The sequence below is a fragment of the Candidatus Kosakonia sp. 282A-S69 genome (assembly GCF_029433855.1).
GTDB classification, from domain to species: domain Bacteria; phylum Pseudomonadota; class Gammaproteobacteria; order Enterobacterales; family Enterobacteriaceae; genus Kosakonia; species Kosakonia cowanii_A.
Genome location: NZ_JAROAU010000003.1, coordinates 112,754 through 130,822, shown reverse-complemented (window position 1 = coordinate 130,822; position 18,069 = coordinate 112,754). Strand labels below are relative to the sequence as shown.

The 18,069-nt window shown below is 57.4% G+C and carries 19 protein-coding genes; 9 read left to right on the top strand and 10 right to left on the bottom strand.

What is annotated here, in order from left to right; genetic code table 11:
• Positions 1–55: 55 nt before the first annotated feature.
• Genes PU683_RS06375 through dolP form a run of 4 tightly spaced genes read left to right on the top strand, consistent with a single transcriptional unit; the run spans position 56 to position 3,766 of the window.
• A complete protein-coding gene (locus tag PU683_RS06375; RefSeq protein ID WP_277170699.1) occupies positions 56–2,215 on the top strand; it encodes a penicillin-binding protein activator in 2,160 nt (719 codons plus the stop codon).
• On the top strand, positions 2,173–2,568 hold the full coding sequence (locus tag PU683_RS06370) for a YraN family protein (RefSeq protein WP_277170698.1): 396 nt from the start codon (positions 2,173–2,175) through the stop codon (positions 2,566–2,568). The genes PU683_RS06375 and PU683_RS06370 overlap by 43 nt, the downstream gene beginning before the upstream one ends.
• 22 nt (positions 2,569–2,590) lie before the next feature.
• Positions 2,591–3,181: a DnaA initiator-associating protein DiaA gene (gene diaA, locus PU683_RS06365; protein WP_023481027.1), complete on the top strand. Its 591-nt coding sequence runs from the start codon at positions 2,591–2,593 to the stop codon at positions 3,179–3,181.
• A 9-nt stretch (positions 3,182–3,190) separates the two neighbouring features.
• Positions 3,191–3,766, top strand: a complete 576-nt coding sequence (gene dolP, locus PU683_RS06360) for a division/outer membrane stress-associated lipid-binding lipoprotein (protein WP_023480922.1) — start codon at positions 3,191–3,193, stop codon at positions 3,764–3,766.
• A 44-nt stretch (positions 3,767–3,810) separates the two neighbouring features.
• On the opposite strand, the gene PU683_RS06355 is transcribed toward dolP, so the two are convergent.
• Together PU683_RS06355 and PU683_RS06350 are read right to left on the bottom strand one after the other, a co-directional pair.
• Positions 3,811–4,848, bottom strand: a complete 1,038-nt coding sequence (locus tag PU683_RS06355; RefSeq protein WP_277170697.1) for a permease — start codon at positions 4,846–4,848, stop codon at positions 3,811–3,813.
• A gap of 54 nt (positions 4,849–4,902) precedes the next feature.
• Positions 4,903–5,556, bottom strand: a complete 654-nt coding sequence (locus tag PU683_RS06350; RefSeq protein WP_277170696.1) for an NAD-dependent epimerase/dehydratase family protein — start codon at positions 5,554–5,556, stop codon at positions 4,903–4,905.
• Positions 5,557–5,674: 118 nt separating this feature from the next.
• On the opposite strand from PU683_RS06350, the gene PU683_RS06345 reads away from it, so the two are divergent.
• On the top strand, positions 5,675–6,193 hold the full coding sequence (locus tag PU683_RS06345; RefSeq protein ID WP_023480806.1) for a type 1 glutamine amidotransferase domain-containing protein: 519 nt from the start codon (positions 5,675–5,677) through the stop codon (positions 6,191–6,193).
• Here the strand turns inward: PU683_RS06345 and PU683_RS06340 are convergent.
• Complete coding sequence (locus PU683_RS06340; RefSeq protein ID WP_277170695.1) at positions 6,179–6,616, bottom strand: YhbP family protein; 438 nt, start codon at positions 6,614–6,616, stop codon at positions 6,179–6,181. The two genes, PU683_RS06345 and PU683_RS06340, sit on opposite strands and share 15 nt — an antisense overlap.
• A gap of 14 nt (positions 6,617–6,630) precedes the next feature.
• Here PU683_RS06340 and PU683_RS06335 point away from each other — a divergent pair, with 14 nt between their 5' ends.
• Positions 6,631–6,972 carry a GIY-YIG nuclease family protein gene (locus PU683_RS06335; RefSeq protein WP_431190928.1) on the top strand — a complete coding sequence of 114 codons (342 nt, stop codon included), beginning with the start codon at positions 6,631–6,633 and terminating at the stop codon, positions 6,970–6,972.
• Here the strand turns inward: PU683_RS06335 and PU683_RS06330 are convergent.
• Both PU683_RS06330 and ubiT read right to left on the bottom strand, forming a co-directional pair.
• Positions 6,959–7,462, bottom strand: coding sequence for a GNAT family N-acetyltransferase (locus PU683_RS06330; RefSeq protein WP_277170693.1), 504 nt, complete (start codon positions 7,460–7,462; stop codon positions 6,959–6,961). The two genes, PU683_RS06335 and PU683_RS06330, sit on opposite strands and share 14 nt — an antisense overlap.
• Positions 7,456–7,980 (bottom strand): ubiquinone anaerobic biosynthesis accessory factor UbiT, encoded by a 525-nt coding sequence (gene ubiT, locus PU683_RS06325; protein ID WP_277170692.1) that lies wholly within the window; start codon positions 7,978–7,980, stop codon positions 7,456–7,458. The genes PU683_RS06330 and ubiT overlap by 7 nt, the downstream gene beginning before the upstream one ends.
• Positions 7,981–8,220: 240 nt before the next feature.
• On the opposite strand from ubiT, the gene ubiU reads away from it, so the two are divergent.
• The 3 genes from ubiU (at position 8,221) to PU683_RS06310 (ending at position 11,250) form a co-directional block, all read left to right on the top strand.
• Positions 8,221–9,216, top strand: coding sequence for a ubiquinone anaerobic biosynthesis protein UbiU (gene ubiU / locus PU683_RS06320; protein WP_277170691.1), 996 nt, complete (start codon positions 8,221–8,223; stop codon positions 9,214–9,216).
• Positions 9,217–9,223: 7 nt separating this feature from the next.
• Complete coding sequence (locus PU683_RS06315) at positions 9,224–10,102, top strand: U32 family peptidase (RefSeq protein WP_277170690.1); 879 nt, start codon at positions 9,224–9,226, stop codon at positions 10,100–10,102.
• Between the two features lie 140 nt (positions 10,103–10,242).
• Positions 10,243–11,250: a luciferase-like monooxygenase gene (locus tag PU683_RS06310; RefSeq protein ID WP_277170689.1), complete on the top strand. Its 1,008-nt coding sequence runs from the start codon at positions 10,243–10,245 to the stop codon at positions 11,248–11,250.
• A 220-nt stretch (positions 11,251–11,470) separates the two neighbouring features.
• Here the strand turns inward: PU683_RS06310 and mtr are convergent, their stop codons facing one another.
• From mtr to pnp, 5 genes are all read right to left on the bottom strand, one after another.
• Positions 11,471–12,715, bottom strand: coding sequence for a tryptophan permease (mtr, locus tag PU683_RS06305; protein WP_277170688.1), 1,245 nt, complete (start codon positions 12,713–12,715; stop codon positions 11,471–11,473).
• 141 nt (positions 12,716–12,856) lie between these two features.
• Positions 12,857–14,749, bottom strand: coding sequence for a DEAD/DEAH family ATP-dependent RNA helicase (locus PU683_RS06300; protein ID WP_277170687.1), 1,893 nt, complete (start codon positions 14,747–14,749; stop codon positions 12,857–12,859).
• The gene (yrbN, locus tag PU683_RS22415) at positions 14,742–14,822 is read right to left on the bottom strand and encodes a protein YrbN (RefSeq protein WP_124971232.1); all 81 of its coding nucleotides are present in this window, start codon (positions 14,820–14,822) and stop codon (positions 14,742–14,744) included. The genes PU683_RS06300 and yrbN overlap by 8 nt, the downstream gene beginning before the upstream one ends.
• A gap of 109 nt (positions 14,823–14,931) precedes the next feature.
• On the bottom strand, positions 14,932–15,816 hold the full coding sequence (gene nlpI, locus PU683_RS06295) for a lipoprotein NlpI (protein WP_277170686.1): 885 nt from the start codon (positions 15,814–15,816) through the stop codon (positions 14,932–14,934).
• A gap of 110 nt (positions 15,817–15,926) precedes the next feature.
• Positions 15,927–18,062, bottom strand: coding sequence for a polyribonucleotide nucleotidyltransferase (pnp, locus tag PU683_RS06290; protein WP_277170685.1), 2,136 nt, complete (start codon positions 18,060–18,062; stop codon positions 15,927–15,929).
• Positions 18,063–18,069: the final 7 nt, after the last annotated feature.

The window sequence follows — 18,069 nt, the reverse complement described above, 5'->3', positions numbered from 1 at the left end:
TCCGTATTGCCGATTTAATATTGAGCACTGCGTAAAAAATATCACTGGATACAGTATGCTACCGTCAAAATTTCTTCGTTCGAAAGCCACGCGCTGTCTGCCTGTGGTGCTGGCCGCCCTGCTCTTCGCGGGCTGCGGCACCCAGTCAACAGACCAGAGCACCTCGCATATGGAGGGCTCAGCGCAGGCTGATTCTGCCTACTACCTGCATCAGATGCAGCAAAGCACAGATGATAGCAAGACCAACTGGCAATTACTCGCCATTCGTGCACTGCTCAAAGAGGGCAAAACCCAGCACGCCAACGAGCTGTTTGGTCAGCTGCCGCAGGATCTGAACGATACGCAGCGTAAAGAGTACGCGCTGCTCGCCGCCGAAATGAAGCTGGCGCAGCGTGATGTAACCGGTGCCCAGGCGCTGCTCGATAAGATCGACCCCGCTGAACTTGAGAAAAACCAGCAGGCGCGTTACTGGCAAATCGCCATTGCCGCCGCGCAGGGCAAACCGTCTCTGACGCTGCTGCGCGCCCTTATCGCCCGCCAACCGCTGCTGACGACGCCGGAAGAGCAGCAGAAAAATATCGATGCCACCTGGCAGGCGCTCTCCTCCATGACGCAGGATCAGGCCAAAACGCTGGTGATCAACGCCGATGAAGTGACGCTGCAGGGCTGGCTCGATCTGCAACGTATGTGGTTCGACAACCGCAACGATGCCGGGATGCTGAAAGCCGGTATCAGCGACTGGCAGACCCGTTACCCGCAGAACCCGGCGGCGAAAATGCTGCCGACTCAGCTCTCCAACCTGCAAAATTTTAAACCCGCATCGACCAGTAAAATCGCCCTGCTGTTGCCGTTAAACGGCCAGGCGGCGGTGTTTGGTCGCGCTATCCAGCAGGGGTTTGAAGCGGCGAAAAACGGTGCCTCCCAGGTCACTGGCCCGGCTGTTCCGCAGCAGGTGGCGCAGGCCGCCACCTCTGACGTGGTGAGCCCTTCGCAGGCGAATGTCGCCGACCTGACCAACAGCGAGGCACAGCAGAGCGTTGATGCACCGAATGCGCAGGCGGTACAGGCACCGGATAGCGCAGCGCAAAGCGCCCCTGCCGATGAAGCGCAGCCTGCCGGAAACGCCCAGCAGCCAGCCGCGAATAGTGAGCAACCTGCGGCGAATGCGCAGCAAACGCCTGCCACGACTGCGCCACAAACCTCGACACCACAGCCCGTCGCCGTCACCGCCCAGGCTAACGCAGGTGCGGAGCTGAAAATCTACGACACCAGCGCCCAGCCGATGGATCAGATCCTCAACCAGGTTCAGCAGGATGGCGCAAGCATCGTCGTCGGCCCGCTGTTGAAAAATCACGTTGAAGAGCTGATGCGCAGCCATACCACACTCAATGTGCTGGCGCTCAACCAGCCGGAGCAGGTCGAGAATCGACCGAACATCTGCTACTTCGCTCTGTCGCCGGAAGATGAAGCCCGCGACGCGGCGCGCCATATTCACGATCAGGGGCGTCAGGCACCGCTGCTGCTGATCCCGCGCAGCGCGCTGGGCGATCGCGTCAGCACCGCGTTTGCCGACGAGTGGCAGAAGATCGGCGGCGGCGTTGTGCTGGCACAGAAATTTGGTTCTACCGCTGAGTTGCGTATGGGACTGAATGGTCGCTCCGGCATCTCGATGACCGGCAGCCCGGTCTCCGCCAGCCTGCCGCAGCAGCAGGGCGTCACTATTGGCGGCCTCAATATTCCGGCACCGCCGAGCGATGCGCAGATTAGCGGCGGCGGCAAAGTTGATGCGGTCTATATTCTGGCGACGCAGGATGAAATAGCGCTGATCAAGCCGATGATCACTCTGCGCACCGGCAGCCAGAGCGGTGTCATGCTCTACGCCAGCTCGCGCAGCGCGCAGGGCGGCGCGGGGCCGGACTTCCGTCTTGAGATGGAAGGGCTGCAATACAATGAGATACCGATGCTGGCGGGTGGCAATCCTTCCCTGATGCAGCAAGCGCTGCGCAGCGTGAATAATGACTATTCGCTGGCGCGTCTCTATGCGATGGGCGCGGATGCCTGGTCGCTGGCGAATAACTTCTCGCAAATGCGTCAGGTGCCGGGCTTTGAGCTGAACGGCAACACCGGCGATCTCACCGCCACCCAGGATTGCGTGATCAACAGGAAGTTGTCATGGCTGAAATACCAGCAGGGGCAGATCGTCCCGGCAAACTAACCCGCAAACAGAGCGGCGATGCCTGGGAGATGCAGGCGCGCCGTTTTCTGCAGAGCAAGGGATTGCTTTTTATCGCCGCCAACGTGCGCGAGCGCGGCGGCGAAATCGACCTGATTATGCGCCACGGTAGCACTACCGTCTTCGTCGAGGTGCGCTACCGCGCCTCGGCGCGTTTTGGCGGTGCGGCAAGCAGCGTAACCCTCGCCAAGCAGCGCAAACTGCTGCATACCGCCCAATTGTGGCTTGCCCGGCACAATGGGAGTTTTGATACTGTGGATTGCCGGTTTGATGTGGTAGCCTTCACCGGAAATGACGTTGAGTGGCTACAGAACGCCTTTGGCGGCCACGCATAATTGCTCAATCATAGGGATTACCGTGCTCGAACGAATTAAAGTCTGCTTTACGGAAAGCATTCAAACGCAAATTGCAGCTGCGGAAGCGCTGCCCGACGCGATTTCCCGCGCAGCCATGACAATGGTGCACTCCCTGCTCAACGGCAACAAAATCCTCTGTTGTGGCAACGGCACTTCCGCCGCCAACGCACAGCATTTTGCTGCCAGCATGATCAACCGCTTTGAAACAGAGCGTCCCAGTTTACCTGCCATTGCACTTAATACCGATAATGTGGTCTTAACCGCGATAGCGAATGACCGTCTGCATGACGAGATTTATGCCAAGCAGGTGCGCGCCCTGGGCCACAACGGCGACATTTTGCTGGCGATCTCCACCCGGGGTAACAGCCGCGATATCGTGAAAGCCGTGGAAGCGGCGGTAACGCGCGATATGTCGATCATCGCGCTGACCGGTTATGACGGCGGCGAGCTGGCTGGCCTGCTGGGCCCGCAGGATGTGGAAATTCGTATTCCTTCTCACCGCAGCGCGCGCATCCAGGAGATGCACATGCTGACGGTGAATTGCTTGTGCGATTTGATTGATAACACGCTTTTTCCTCACCAGGATGATTAAGGAGTACACATGAAGGCATTTACGCCCCTCGCAGTCCTTATTTCCGCACTGCTGCTACAGGGTTGCGTTGGCGCAGTGGTGGTCGGTTCTGCCGCCGTCGGCACCAAAGCCGCGACGGATCCCCGCACCGTGGGCACCCAGGTGGATGACGGCACCCTGGAGCTGCGCGTCAACAGCGCACTGTCGAAAGATCAGCAGTTGAAGAAAGAGGCGCGTGTTAATGTCACCGCCTATCAGGGGAAAGTGCTGTTGACCGGCCAGGCGCCGAATACTGAGCTCTCTTCACGGGCGAAACAGATTGCCATCGGCGTTGAAGGCGCAACGGAGGTCTTTAACGAGATCCGTCCGGGTCAGCCAATTGGCCTGGGTACGGCTTCGTCCGATACCTGGATCACCACCAAAGTACGCTCGCAGCTGCTCGGCAGCGACCAGGTGAAATCCTCTAACGTAAAAGTCACCACCGAGAACGGCGAAGTGTTCCTGATGGGGCTGGTGACCGCGCGTGAAGGCCAGGCCGCGGCAGATATTGCCAGCCGCGTCAGCGGCGTCAAGCACGTCACTACCGCCTTTACCCTGCTCAAATAATGAAAAAGCCCGGTTGATACCGGGCTTTTTTTTCGCTTCAGGCGTTAAATCAGGGCGATAAATCCGGTCAGCATTCCGCACACCGCCACCAGCGCGGCGGTCAGCCACAGGGCTTTTGCCGGGAAGGATTTGCGCAGCATCACCAGCGACGGCAGGCTTACCGCCGGCAGCGTAATCAGCAGCGCCAGCGCAGGCGCCATTCCCATCCCCGCCAGCATCATGGTCTGCACAATCGGGATCTCGGCCGCCGTTGGAATAACAAACAGGCAGCCAGCAATCGCCATCGCCACCACCCACAGCACCGTGTTATCCACTGCGCCATCGGCATGAGGGAAGAGCCAGACGCGCGCGGCGCCCAGCACCAGTACCGCAACAATATAGACCGGGATGGTGCTCCAGAAGAGTTGCCACAGCGCTCTGCCCCAGCGTGACATAAAGCTGCCCTGCGGCTCCGGCAGCGTGATATCAACAGCTTCCGCCTGCTGCGGGCTCTCTTTAACCACGGTCTGCACAATCATGGCAACGCCGAGCACCGTCACCAGCCCCGCCACCAGGCGGATAGCGGCGAAGTGCCAGCCGAGCACAAAGCCCATAAACACCAGTGTTGCCGGGTTGAGCAGCGGGTTGCCCATCCAGAAGGCGAGCGCGCCGCCCATTGAGACGCGCTGGCGACGCATACCGGCGGCCACGGGTGCCGCACAGCAGGAGCACATCATGCCCGGCAAGGAGAAGAGTGTGCCGAGCAGCGTGCCGCGAAAGCGCTGCTGCCCGAGCGTGCGCAGCAGCCAGTCGCGCGGGATCAGCACCTGAATCAGCGAGCCGAGCAGCACGCCAAGCATGGCGGCTTTCCAGACGGCAAGAAAATAGACCATGGCGTAATCCAGCGCCGCGTTAAACGGGCTGGCATCGGCCTGCGCAAGAATCGATTTACCAATGCTGTGCGTCTCGGCAGCAGTGAAGGCTTTGCCGTAGTAAGGCTGCCATTTCGCAAACCAGAGACCAACAATAACAACAAGAAAAAACAGCGCGGGTTTCCACCATTGGATCGGTGTCGCCGCCTGAGGTGAAGACTGACCAGCCATAACATGCCCCGGGGATAGTGTGGTTTTTAGCCCCGGCATAGTACGCCTGAATTGCTATTTTGCAAACGGGCGCGGCGATGCCATCGCCCACAGCTGTGCTGATTCGATAATTTCTACCCCGCGGTTATCGCCAGAACGCGCCGCGGCCAGCAGCGCGCGGGCGACATCTTGCGCGGCAATCGACTTCCAGTTACCCGGCAGCAGGCGAAATAGCGGTGCCAGCAGTGATTCGTTAGCCCGTTTTTTCTCACGCTCACCGAGCAGCATCGACGGACGCGCCAGCGTCAGCGATGGCCACTGCTGAGCGATAAGCGCTGCTTCCATCTCCCCTTTCACCCGGTTATAGAAAAAGGGCGAATGCGCATTAGCGCCCATGGAACTGACCACCAGCAGCTGTCTGGCATTGAGCCTTTGGCCAGTTAAGGCCGTGTCTACCACCAGCGTGAAGTCGGCCAGCACAAATGCCTCTTTGCTGCCCGCTTCGCGCCGCGTGGTGCCCAGGCAGCAGAAGACCGTATCAACCGGTTCGGTGACCTGCGCCAGCGCATCGCTGAGCTGCGGGTCGTGCGGATTGATTACGCCTTCGGCGCTTTGCAGCGGCCGACGCGTTGGCGCGTAGATGGCGCTGACGCCCGGCTCCGCCATCAGCAACCGCAACAGATGCCCGCCGACTAAACCGGTCGCGCCGGTGATTAATACCCGCTCCATCCCCTCTCCTTTACAGACGAATCTGCCTTGCAATGTCAGCCTCGTGAACCAGGCTTACGGTTACTGGTGAGTACAGTATGGATAACTCCCTTTCTGAAGCCAAAACAACGGAGGAAGTATGAGCAAGAAAATAGCGGTCTTGATCACCGACGAGTTTGAAGATTCAGAATTCACCTCTCCGGCAGAAGCCTATCGCAAAGCCGGGCATGAGGTTGTGACGATTGAGAAAGAGGCCGGAAAAACCGTCACCGGCAAACAGGGCGAGGCAAAAGTTAAGATCGATAAAGCCATTGATGACGTGAGCCCGGATGAATTTGACGCCCTGCTGTTGCCTGGCGGTCACTCCCCTGACTCTCTGCGCGGCGACGACCGCTTTGTCACCTTTACCCGCGAATTTGTTGACTCCGGTAAACCGGTGTTTGCCATCTGCCATGGCCCACAGTTGCTGATTAGCGCCGATGTGATCCGTGGCCGCAAGCTGACGGCGGTGAAACCGATTGTGATTGATGTGAAAAACGCCGGTGCGGAGTTTTTCGACCAGGAGGTGGTGATCGATAAAGATCAGCTGGTCACCAGCCGTACGCCTGATGACTTACCGGCATTTAACCGCGAAGCGCTGCGTCTACTCGGTGCCTGAGTCGCGTAGCCAGTGAAATTTTTTGCCAAATCCCAGCGTGTTGTCGGTGAATTTGATTTCGCTAAGGCGAATCTCCCACATCGGGGCTGACAGCGCGCGGGCTATCGGAAAGCGTCGGTTGTAGCGCTCGCGCAGCGCCGCGCTTTCCGCCTCTTCCAGCCGTTTTATCTCACCGGAAAATTGCACGCCGCGAATCAAGGCGACGCTTTTCGGCTGCCCGTTAACCGTACCGGCCACCGGGGCGCGTGAGCCTGTCATCTGCGCATGACGCGTTTTATCTTCGCTCAGCACATAGAAGGCGATGGCCTGCGGATCGTAGATATAGAAGGCGTTGGCGCACCAGAGTTCGCCCTCTTTTGCCACGCACCAGGTCACGACATGCTGCTTTGCCAGCCAGCGGTTAATCGCCGCAAGAGACTCCATTTTTTCTCCTTCTCATGCTATTTTTCGCCCACCTTAACACAGCGAAGATCCCTATGACGCCCTGGTTTCTCTATCTCATCCGTACGCGCGACAACCTGCTCTACACCGGTATTACAACCGATGTTGCGCGGCGTTTTACGCAGCATCAAACGGGAAAGGGGGCGAAAGCGCTGCGCGGTAAGGGCGCGCTGGAACTGGTCTTTTCGGCGCAGGTTGGCGAGCGTTCGCTGGCGCTACGCCTCGAGTATCGTATTAAGCAGTTACCCAAGCCTCAGAAAGAGCGCCTCGTTGCCGGAGAGGGCGTATTCGAGGCGCTGCGGGAAACGCTACTGACGTCAGGGGTTAAAAGCGATTGAAGTGATCGCTGTACTCCACCAGGCCACTGACACCATTGAAAGCGTCGTCAGCAAGGCGATGTACGAGGAATGCGGCTTCGCTTTGCGACCAGGCGCAGCGTAAATCGTACTGCGCTGCCCGTTCAAAGCCTAAACGCTGGTAGAAATCAGCATCGCCCAGCGTTACCGCGGCGGCGTAGCCAAATTCATTGAGTGAATCCAGCCCTTCATAGACGAGCTGGCGGGCAATGCCCTGACCGCGGTAGGCTTGATCCACCGCCAGCGGCGCGAGCGCCACCCACTGCAGCTCCTCACCTGCGACAGCGACCGGGCTAAATGCCGCATAGCCCACCACCTGCCCTTCATCGTCCGTGGCAACGCATCCCAGCGTGATCAACCCGTCTTCACGCAGATCGTGCACCAGTGACGCTTCAGCCTCGCCGCTGAAACTGCGGCGCAGGAGAGCGTCGATACCAGGTGCATCAATGGGAATTTCAACTCTAATCAGCATGGCTCACCTACAGAAGGTTGTGTCGTTGCAGGCGGCGTTTTCAGGCCCGCCTCAACAAAATCCGCCAGCTGCAGCAGCATCACCCGCAGGGGTTTTGGCATCTGCTCCAGCTCAATGGCGTCCATCAGGTTTTTAACATACAGCCCCAGTTCCGTGTCCCCTTCAATAAGCAGGCGACGCTGGAAGAAAAGCGTATCCGGATCCTGTTTTCGCGCGGCAATCATCAGTAAATCGCTGGCATCGGCGCTAAAGCTGACATCCGCGTCGGCAGACTCACGCACGAGCATCTGCCCGTCCTCAACAGAGGTATACCACGTCAGGCCAATATCACGTACCTGAATACTTAACCAGCGCCCTTCAAGAAACTCAAGCTCACCCTCCGCCAGCGCCTGTTGGAATTGCCAGCGCAGCACCTGTTCCAGCACCTGACGTTTGAGGGCAAACGGCGTCAGCTTTACCGGAACAGCGAGCAGTGACGGGCCAAGATGAACAAGCTGTGAGCGCAATTTTTCCAACACGACGATGACTCCCTGAAGTGATAATACGCGCTATTTTGCCACAATCAGCAATGTGCATAGCGGCGCATATCAACAATTACGGAATAAATGGGCAACGATTATTGCCGTCATCAATACGCATTTAACTGCCTCAAATCAAAAATTGTCGCTGACAGGTTAACTAGAATCCCAGCTCATTAACAATTCAGTGACCCTTCGGGGTACGCCCGGGCCACTGCGCCCCTGATTGCAGGAAAGACTATGGAGTTGCTCTGCCCTGCCGGGAACCTACCGGCACTGAAAGCGGCCATCGAAAATGGTGCCGATGCGGTATATATCGGCCTGAAAGATGACACTAACGCCCGTCATTTTGCCGGACTCAACTTTACCGAGAAGAAGCTGCAGGAAGCGGTCAGTTTCGTGCACCAGCATCGCCGCAAGCTGCATATTGCCATCAATACCTTTGCGCACCCGGATGGCTACCAGCGCTGGGAGCGCGCGGTGGATATGGCGGCGCAGATTGGCGCGGATGCGCTGATCCTGGCCGACCTCGCGATGCTGGAGTATGCCGCCGCGCGCTATCCGCATATTGAGCGTCACGTCTCCGTGCAGGCCTCGGCGACCAATGAAGAGGCGATCCGCTTTTATCACCGTCACTTTGATGTCGCCCGCGTGGTGCTGCCGCGTGTGCTCTCCATTCATCAAGTCAAACAGCTTGCCCGCGTGACGCCGGTACCGCTGGAAGTTTTCGCCTTCGGTAGCCTGTGCATCATGGCTGAAGGGCGCTGTTACCTCTCCTCTTACCTGACCGGCGAGTCACCGAATACCGTCGGTGCCTGCTCTCCGGCGCGCTTTGTGCGCTGGCAACAAACGCCGCAGGGGCTGGAATCCCGCCTCAACGATGTGCTGATCGATCGCTATCAGGAGGGGGAAAACGCCGGTTACCCGACGCTGTGCAAAGGGCGCTATCGGGTGGATGGCGAGCGCTATCACGTGCTGGAGGAGCCGACCAGCCTCAACACGCTTGAGCTGCTGCCAGATCTGCTGGCGGCGAATATTGCCTCAGTGAAAATTGAAGGGCGCCAGCGCAGCCCGGCGTATGTCAGCCTGGTGGCGAAAGTGTGGCGACAGGCGATCGATCGCTGTATCGCCTCCCCGCAGGATTTTGTGCCACAACCGGCGTGGATGGCGACACTCGGTGCGATGTCAGAAGGCACCCAGACCACCCTCGGCGCGTATCACCGTAAATGGCAGTAGGTAAACCATGAAATATTCATTAGGGCCGGTGCTTTACTACTGGTCAAAAGAGACACTTGAGGATTTTTATCAGCAGGCGGCAAACAGCCACGCTGATGTGGTCTATCTCGGTGAAGCGGTGTGCAGCAAACGCCGCGCGACGAAAGTGGGTGACTGGCTGGCGATGGCAAAAGCGCTGGCCGACAGCGGCAAACAGGTGGTGATTTCGACGCTGGCGCTGGTACAGGCCTCATCGGAACTCAACGAACTGAAGCGCTATGTCGATAACGGCGAGTTTCTGCTGGAGGCGAGCGATCTTGGCGTAGTGAATTTGTGCGCCGAGCGCAAGCTGCCGTTTGTCGCCGGGCATGCCCTTAACTGCTATAACGCCGTTACCCTGCGCTTGCTGCTCAAACAGGGGATGGTGCGCTGGTGCATGCCGGTGGAGCTCTCCCGCGACTGGCTGGTGAACCTGCTCGATCAGTGCGACACGCTGGCGATTCGCCATCAGTTCGAAGTTGAAGTGCTGAGCTATGGCCATCTGCCTCTCGCCTACTCTGCCCGCTGTTTTACCGCGCGTTCGGAGAATCGGCCGAAGGATGAGTGCGAAACCTGCTGCATTAACTACCCGACCGGGCGCAGCATGCGTTCGCAGGAGGATCAACAGGTTTTCGTACTCAACGGCATTCAGACCATGAGTGGCTATGTCTACAACCTCGGCAATGAGCTCACCTCAATGCAGGGGTTGGTCGATATTGTGCGGCTTTCGCCGATGGGCAGTGAAACCTTCACCATGCTGGAGGCGTTCAAAGCGAATGAAACCGGCGGCGCGCCGCTGCCGCTGGCGTCGGACAGCGACTGCAATGGTTACTGGCGCAGGCTGCCGGGGCTGATGCTCGAGGCGTAAAAGGCTCACTTTGTTAACAGCAATCGTCGCCCGTTCATGCAGTATGAAAGTTGCAGCTTTTCTGGCCTGACGCGGCTCCTTGCGCCAGGCTGGAAGAAGACCTTCAATCTGATGACGATGCTGTAGCAAAGTGAGTGTTTATGTCTGAGAAAACCGTTGCGTTTTCGGTGCTTGATTTAGCGCCGATTCCACAAAACTCAAGCGCGCGTGACGCGTTTACCCATTCCCTCGATCTGGCGAAGCTGGCAGAGAAGCGCGGTTACGATCGCTTCTGGCTGGCGGAGCACCACAATATGACCGGCATCGCCAGCGCGGCGACGTCGGTCTTGATCGGCTACCTGGCGGCGAATACGCAAACCCTGCGTCTCGGCTCTGGCGGCGTGATGCTGCCGAACCACGCTCCGCTGGTGATCGCCGAGCAGTTCGGGACGCTGAATACGCTCTATCCGGGGCGTATCGATCTCGGGCTTGGCCGTGCGCCGGGCAGCGATCAGCGCACCATGATGGCGCTGCGCCGCCATATGAGCGGCGATGTTGATAATTTCCCGCGCGATGTGAAGGAGCTGGTTGACTGGTTTGATGCTAACGATCCGAACCCGCACGTGCGCCCGGTACCGGGTTACGGCGAGAAGATCCCGGTATGGCTGTTAGGCTCAAGCCTTTACAGTGCGCAGCTTGCCGCCCAACAGGGTCTGCCGTTTGCCTTCGCCTCACACTTTGCGCCAGATATGCTGTTCCAGGCGCTGCACCTCTATCGCACCCAGTTCAGGCCCTCGGCGCGGCTGGATAAACCCTACGCGATGGTGTGCATCAATATTGTCGCCGCCGACAGTAATCGCGATGCGGAGTATCTCTTTACCTCTATGCAGCAGGCGTTTGTGAAGCTGCGCCGCGGTGAGACGAGCCAGCTGCCGCCGCCGATTGAGAATATGGATCACTTCTGGTCGCCGTCTGAACAGTATGGCGTGCAGCAGGCGTTGAGCATGTCGCTGGTGGGTGATAAAGCGAAAGTGCGCCACGGGCTTGAGTCGATCCTGCGGGAAACCGGGGCGGATGAGATTATGGTTAACGGGCAAATATTCGATCACCAGGCGCGGCTGCACTCGTTTGAGCTGGCGATGCAGGTGAAAGAGGAAATGTTTGGTTAGAACGTTGCCCGTTTTATGCCGGATGGCGCTGCGCTTATCCGGCCTACGGGGATCGTGCGGTCTTTATGCCGGGTGGTGCTGACGCTGATCCGGCCTACGGGGATCGTGCGGTTTTATGCCGGATGGCGCTGCGCTTATCCGGCCTACGTGATTGCGCGGTGTTTATGCCGGATGACGCTGGCGCTTATTTGGCCTGCATAATCGTGCAGGCCGGGTTTGATTAGTGATAGACCGGTAACAGATTAAAGCTCGATAACAGATGCACCACCGCATTGCCTGCACCAAACAGCAGGATCAGAATAATCATCGGTTTACCGCCCCAGACTCGAAACGCCGGGCTACCGAAGCGTTTACGTGAAGCGTTCGCCAGCAGCGCTGGCACAATCGCCGCCCAGATGGTGGCAGCTAAACCCGCATAACCAATGGCGTATAAAAAGCCGTTCGGCCACAGCAGCCCCCCAATGATCGGCGGCAGAAATGTCAGCAGCGCGGTTTTGAAACGCCCCAGCGGCGCATCATTGAATTTGAAGAGATCGGCCAGGTAATCAAACAGCCCCAGCGTCACGCCGAGGAAAGAGCTGGCGACGGCAAAGTTGGAGAAGATCACCAGCAGCAGATCGAGGCTGCGGCTGTTCAGCACGCCGCTCAACGCCTGCACCAGCACATCGATATTGCCTCCCTTTGCCGCGATATCGATAAACGCCGGCCGGGCAATATTCCCCATTGTCACCAGTAACCAAATCACATACAGCCCGAGCGCCAGCAGCGTGCCGTAGACCAGACAGCGGGTAATAACGCGCGGATCTTTACCGTAATACTTCATCAGGCTCGGCACATTGCCGTGGTAGCCGAAAGAGGCGAGACAGAACGGCAACGTCATCAGCAGATAGGGTGTATAAGAGGCGTCGCTCTGCGCGACGTTAAACAGCGTTGCCGGCTGCACATGCCCGAGCAGGCTGCCGAAGGTGAGGAAGAAGGTGATCACTTTAGCGCCCAGCACAATCGCCGTCATGCGGCTGACCGCGTGGGTTGAGAGCCAGACGATAAACGCCACCAACAGCGCAAACCCCAGCCCTGCCAGCCGCGGCGGCACATCCAGCGACATTTCAGCAAAAGTGTGGTGCAGAATCGAGCCGCTCGCTGAGATGTAGGCGTAGGTCAGGATATAGAGCACAAAGGCGATAGAGAGGCCGTTGATCAGGTTCCAGCTCTTGCCCAGCAGATCTTTGGTCATGGTGTCGAAGCTTGCGCCGCTGCGGTAGTTGAGGTTGGCTTCGAGGATCATCAGGCCAGAGTGCAGCATGCAGAACCAGGTAAAAACCAGTGCCAGAAGCGACCAGAAGAACCACGCGCCAGACATCACCACCGGCAGGGAAAACATGCCTGCGCCAATAATTGTGCCGCCGATAATCACCACTCCGCCGAACAGCGAAGGGGAAGCCTGGGTGGTTGTCAGTGTCGACATCTGAAACGTTCTCCTGTAGTGGCACTATGCCGAAAGTGAAGCCGATGCATTGTACCAGTACAGGAGTACATTGCGGATAAAAAAAGCCCCAATCTTTTCGATCGGGGCTGTATCTATTACTTTACGTTTTAAGCGTAAGGTTTACGCGTCACGACGACGGCTAGTACCTTCTTCGCGACGCGGGCCACGATTTTCACGACGCTCACCGCTGAAACGGCCTGCACCAGCCGGTGCTGAACCGTCACGACGCGGACCGCGACCGCCTTCACGACGCTCACCGCCGCCAAAGCTACGACGCTCGCCGCCAGGACGACGTTCGCTACGCTCACGCGGCTGCGCATCACCCAGCAGCTGCATATTCATCGGTTTGTTGAGAATACGCGTGCGGGTAAAGTGCTGAAGAACCTCGCCCGGCATGCCTTTCGGCAGCTCGATAGTGGAGTGAGAACCGAACAGTTTGATGTTACCGATGTAGCGGCTGCTGATGTCGCCTTCGTTCGCGATTGCGCCAACGATATGACGAACTTCAACACCGTCATCACGGCCCACTTCAATACGGTACAGCTCCATATCGCCAACATCGCGACGCTCACGACGCGGACGGTCCTCACCGCCACGATCGCTACGCGGACCACGGTCATTGCGATCGCCACGGCGTTCGAAACGATCATCACGCTCGCGGAACTCACGCTTAGGACGCATCGGTGCATCCGGCGGCAGGATCAGCGGACGTTCGCCCTGTGCCATTTTCAGCAGTGCGGCAGCCAGCGTTTCAATATCCATCTCGTCTTCAGAAGCGGGCTGGATTTTCGCCAGCAGCGCGCGGTACTGATCCAGATCGCTGCTTTCCAGCTGCTGCTGTACTTTCGCGGCGAATTTTTCCAGACGGCGTTTGCCCAGCAGCTCTGCGTTCGGCAGCTCTACTTCCGGAATGGTCAGCTTCATCGTACGTTCGATGTTGCGCAGCAGACGACGTTCGCGGTTCTCAACGAACAGCAGCGCGCGACCCGCACGACCCGCACGACCGGTACGGCCGATACGGTGAACGTAAGACTCAGAGTCCATCGGGATGTCGTAGTTAACAACCAGGCTGATGCGCTCAACGTCCAGGCCACGGGCCGCAACGTCGGTTGCAATCAGGATGTCCAGACGACCATCTTTCAGACGTTCCAGAGTCTGCTCACGCAGAGCCTGATTCATGTCACCGTTCAGCGCGGCGCTGTTGTAACCGTTGCGCTCCAGCGCTTCAGCCACTTCCAGGGTCGCGTTTTTGGTGCGCACGAAGATGATCGCAGCATCAAAATCTTCTGCTTCAAGGAAGCGAACCAGCGCTTCGTTTTTACGCATGCCGTAGACAGACCAGTAGCTCTGGCTGATGTCCGGGCGGGTTGTCACGCTGGACTGGATGCGCACTTCCTGCGGCTCTTTCATAAAGCGGCGGGTGATGCGGCGAATCGCTTCCGGCATGGTGGCGGAGAACAGAGCGGTCTGATGACCTTCCGGGATCTGCGCCATGATAGTTTCTACGTCTTCGATGAAGCCCATGCGCAGCATTTCGTCGGCTTCATCCAGCACCAGACCGCTCAGTTTAGAGAGATCAAGAGTGCCGCGTTTCAGGTGATCCAGCAGGCGTCCCGGCGTACCGACAACGATCTGCGGACCCTGACGCAGGGCGCGTAATTGCACGTCATAACGCTGGCCGCCGTACAGAGCAACCACGTTTACGCCATGCATGTGTTTAGAGAAATCGGTCATCGCTTCAGCTACCTGAACCGCCAGTTCGCGGGTTGGAGCAAGCACAAGGATCTGCGGCGCACGCAGGTCCGGATCGATGTTATTAAGCAGCGGAAGAGAAAACGCTGCGGTTTTCCCGCTACCAGTCTGGGCCATGCCCAGCACGTCACGACCGCTCAGCAGGTGCGGAATGCACTCCGCCTGGATCGGAGATGGTTTTTCGTAACCGAGATCGTTAAGGGCTTCAAGGATAGGAGCCTTCAGGCCCAGATCTGCAAAAGTGGTTTCGAATTCAGCCATGTAGTACAAGTGCCTCTATGTCATTGGCGGCCAGTCTACATAACTCATCGTGAAAATATTTGGCAATTTTCATTGAAAAGTGTGAACCGGCTCAAAGTAGGTGTATTGACGAACAACAACGCCCTCACCAGTTAAGGTGATGGCAATCAAAAAAGATTACGGGCTGATGTTTATGTCGTCAGCTATTGCTGGTCCGATTCTGCCAGGTCGTCTTGCTCCTGGCCCAAGAGCGATAATTCCAACAATGCATAACGGTGCTCAACGAAGTTGTGGACGTTGTTAGCAACCGCTAATTTGAACAGTGCCGTAGCGCTGTCCTTATCCCCCAGACTTAGGTAGTACTTACCTAAATAGAAGTTGGTTTCACTGAGATGCTCAGCGAGCGAGGTGTTATCCGTTGCGTCCGCCTTCAGGCGATCCATCAGCGCAGTTTCGCTAATGTCACCGAGGTAGAACTCGACAATATTCCATCCCCATTGCTCCTTGTCCGATTTTTCGAAGCGCTGCTTCAGTGCTTCTTTCGCCTTGTTCTCATCGAGCTTCCGCTCAACGATGTAAAGCCACAGGCTACGGAAAGGATCATTAGGATCGTCTTGATAAAACGCCAGCAGATCATCTTGCGCTAACTTATCACGGCCGCCGTAGTGCAGAGCGATACCGCGGTTTAAGTGCGCGTAGTTGTAAGTTGGATCAAGCTCAAGTACAGAATCAAACGCTTCATAGGCAGCATCAAAATTGCCTGCCTGCGTTAAGTAAATGCCTAAATAATTGAATACTTCAGGCATATCGGGTCGAATTGCCAGCGCTTGTGAAAAATCATTCCGCGCCAACGCTCTCAAACCAAGACTATCATACAACACTCCGCGCTCATATAAAAGCTGCGCGCGTTCGTCATCGGATAAAGCCCGACTGGCAAGAATTTGTTCCATGCGTGCCAGAATCACTTCTTGCTGCAAAGTCGGTTGCAATGGCACCGCGAGGACTTCGCTCTTACGCCAGGCAGAGTTGCTGCATCCTGCCAGCGTTAGAGCTGTCGCAACGAAACACCAGCGCAAAAAAGGCTTCATTTCCTACTCCCGAAGACAACAAATGGATGAACGTCCTGTCCCCCGGCTGCAAACATGGCGTCCTGCCTGAGAATAAGCCCTCCGCCTGCGCGGAGGGCAAAAGGCAAACCTTACTCGCCCAGTTCTGCTTGCGGCGCTTCTGACGCTTCAGCAGGCTGAGTTTGTTCAGTTGCTTCTTTAATGCTTAGACGAATACGGCCCTGGCGGTCAACTTCCAGAACTTTCACCGGTACTTCCTGACCCATCTGCAGGTAGTCGGTCACTTTCTCTACACGCTTATCGGCGATCTGAGAAATGTGCACCAGACCCTCTTTACCGCCACCAATGGCAACAAACGCACCAAAGTCGACGATACGGGTGACTTTACCGTTGTAGATACGGCCCACTTCGATCTCAGCAGTGATCTCTTCGATACGACGAATCGCGAATTTCGCTTTGTCGCCGTCGGTTGCCGCGATTTTCACGGTACCGTCATCTTCGATTTCGATGGTGGTGCCGGTCTCTTCGGTCAGCGCACGGATAACGGAGCCGCCTTTACCGATAACGTCTTTGATCTTGTCCGGGTTGATCTTGATGGTATGGATACGCGGTGCGAATTCAGAGATATCGCCGCGCGGCGCGTTAATCGCCTGCTCCATCACGCCCAGGATATGCAGACGGGCGCCTTTCGCCTGGTTCAGCGCAACCTGCATGATCTCTTTGGTGATGCCTTCGATTTTGATATCCATCTGCAGCGCAGAGATACCGTCGCGGGAACCGGCTACTTTAAAGTCCATGTCGCCCAGGTGATCTTCATCGCCCAGGATGTCAGACAGAACCACAAAGTTGTCGCCCTCTTTCACGAGGCCCATTGCGATACCTGCGACAGCGGCTTTTACCGGTACGCCTGCATCCATCAGTGCCAGCGATGCGCCGCACACGGAAGCCATGGAAGAGGAACCGTTGGATTCGGTGATTTCAGAAACCACACGCACGGTGTACGGGAATTTATCAGCTTCCGGCATAACAGCCAGCACGCCGCGTTTCGCCAGACGACCGTGACCAATTTCACGACGCTTCGGTGAACCGACCATACCGGTCTCCCCTACAGAGTACGGAGGGAAGTTGTAGTGGAACAGGAAGCTGTCAGTGCGCTCGCCCATCAGTTCGTCGATGTTCTGCGCGTCACGTGCGGTACCCAGGGTTGCGGTAACCAGCGCCTGCGTTTCGCCACGGGTGAAGAGTGCGGAGCCGTGAGTACGCGGCAGAACGCCGGTACGAACGTCCAGACCACGAATCATATCTTTTTCGCGACCATCGATACGCGGTTCGCCTGCCAGTACGCGGCTACGAACAACGTTTTTCTCGATAGCGTGCAGGATTTCGCCCAGCTCGTTAGCGTCCAGGGTCTCATCTTCTGCCACCAGCGTCGCGATGGTTTCAGATTTGATCACGTCAACCTGAGCGTAACGCTCCTGTTTGTCGGTGATGCGGTAAGCATCGCTCAGACGAGACTCTGCCAGCGCTGCAACGCGTGCATTCAGCACTTCGTTGACCGCTTCTGGCTGCCAGTCCCAGCGCGGTTTACCGGCTTCTTTCACCAGATCGTTGATGTTCTGAATAACAATCTGCTGCTGCTCGTGGCCGTAAACTACCGCGCCCAGCATCTGATCTTCGCTCAGCAGTTCAGCTTCAGATTCAACCATCAGCACGGCCGCTTCGGTACCGGCAACAACCAGATCAAGCTTGCTGGATTTCAGCTCTTCCTGAGTCGGGTTCAGCACATACTGGTCGTTGATGTAACCAACGCGCGCGGCGCCGATCGGGCCGTTGAACGGAATACCAGACAGAGAGAGTGCAGCAGAAGCGCCAATCATCGCCACGATATCCGGGTTAACCTGCGGGTTAACGGAGACCACGGTCGCGATAACCTGTACTTCGTTAACGAAACCTTCCGGGAACAGCGGGCGAACCGGACGGTCAATCAGACGCGCGATCAGGGTTTCGCCTTCGCTCGGACGGCCTTCACGACGGAAGAAGCCACCCGGGATTTTACCGGCAGCGTAGGTACGCTCCTGGTAGTTAACGGTCAGCGGGAAAAAGTCCTGACCTGGTTTCGCTTTTTTCTGGCCAACAACGGTAACGAACACCGCAGTGTCGTCCATGCTTACCATCACGGCAGCGGTTGCCTGACGGGCCATCATGCCGGTTTCCAGCGTGACGGTGTGTTGACCATATTGGAATTTACGAATGATCGGATTCAGCAAAATTCTA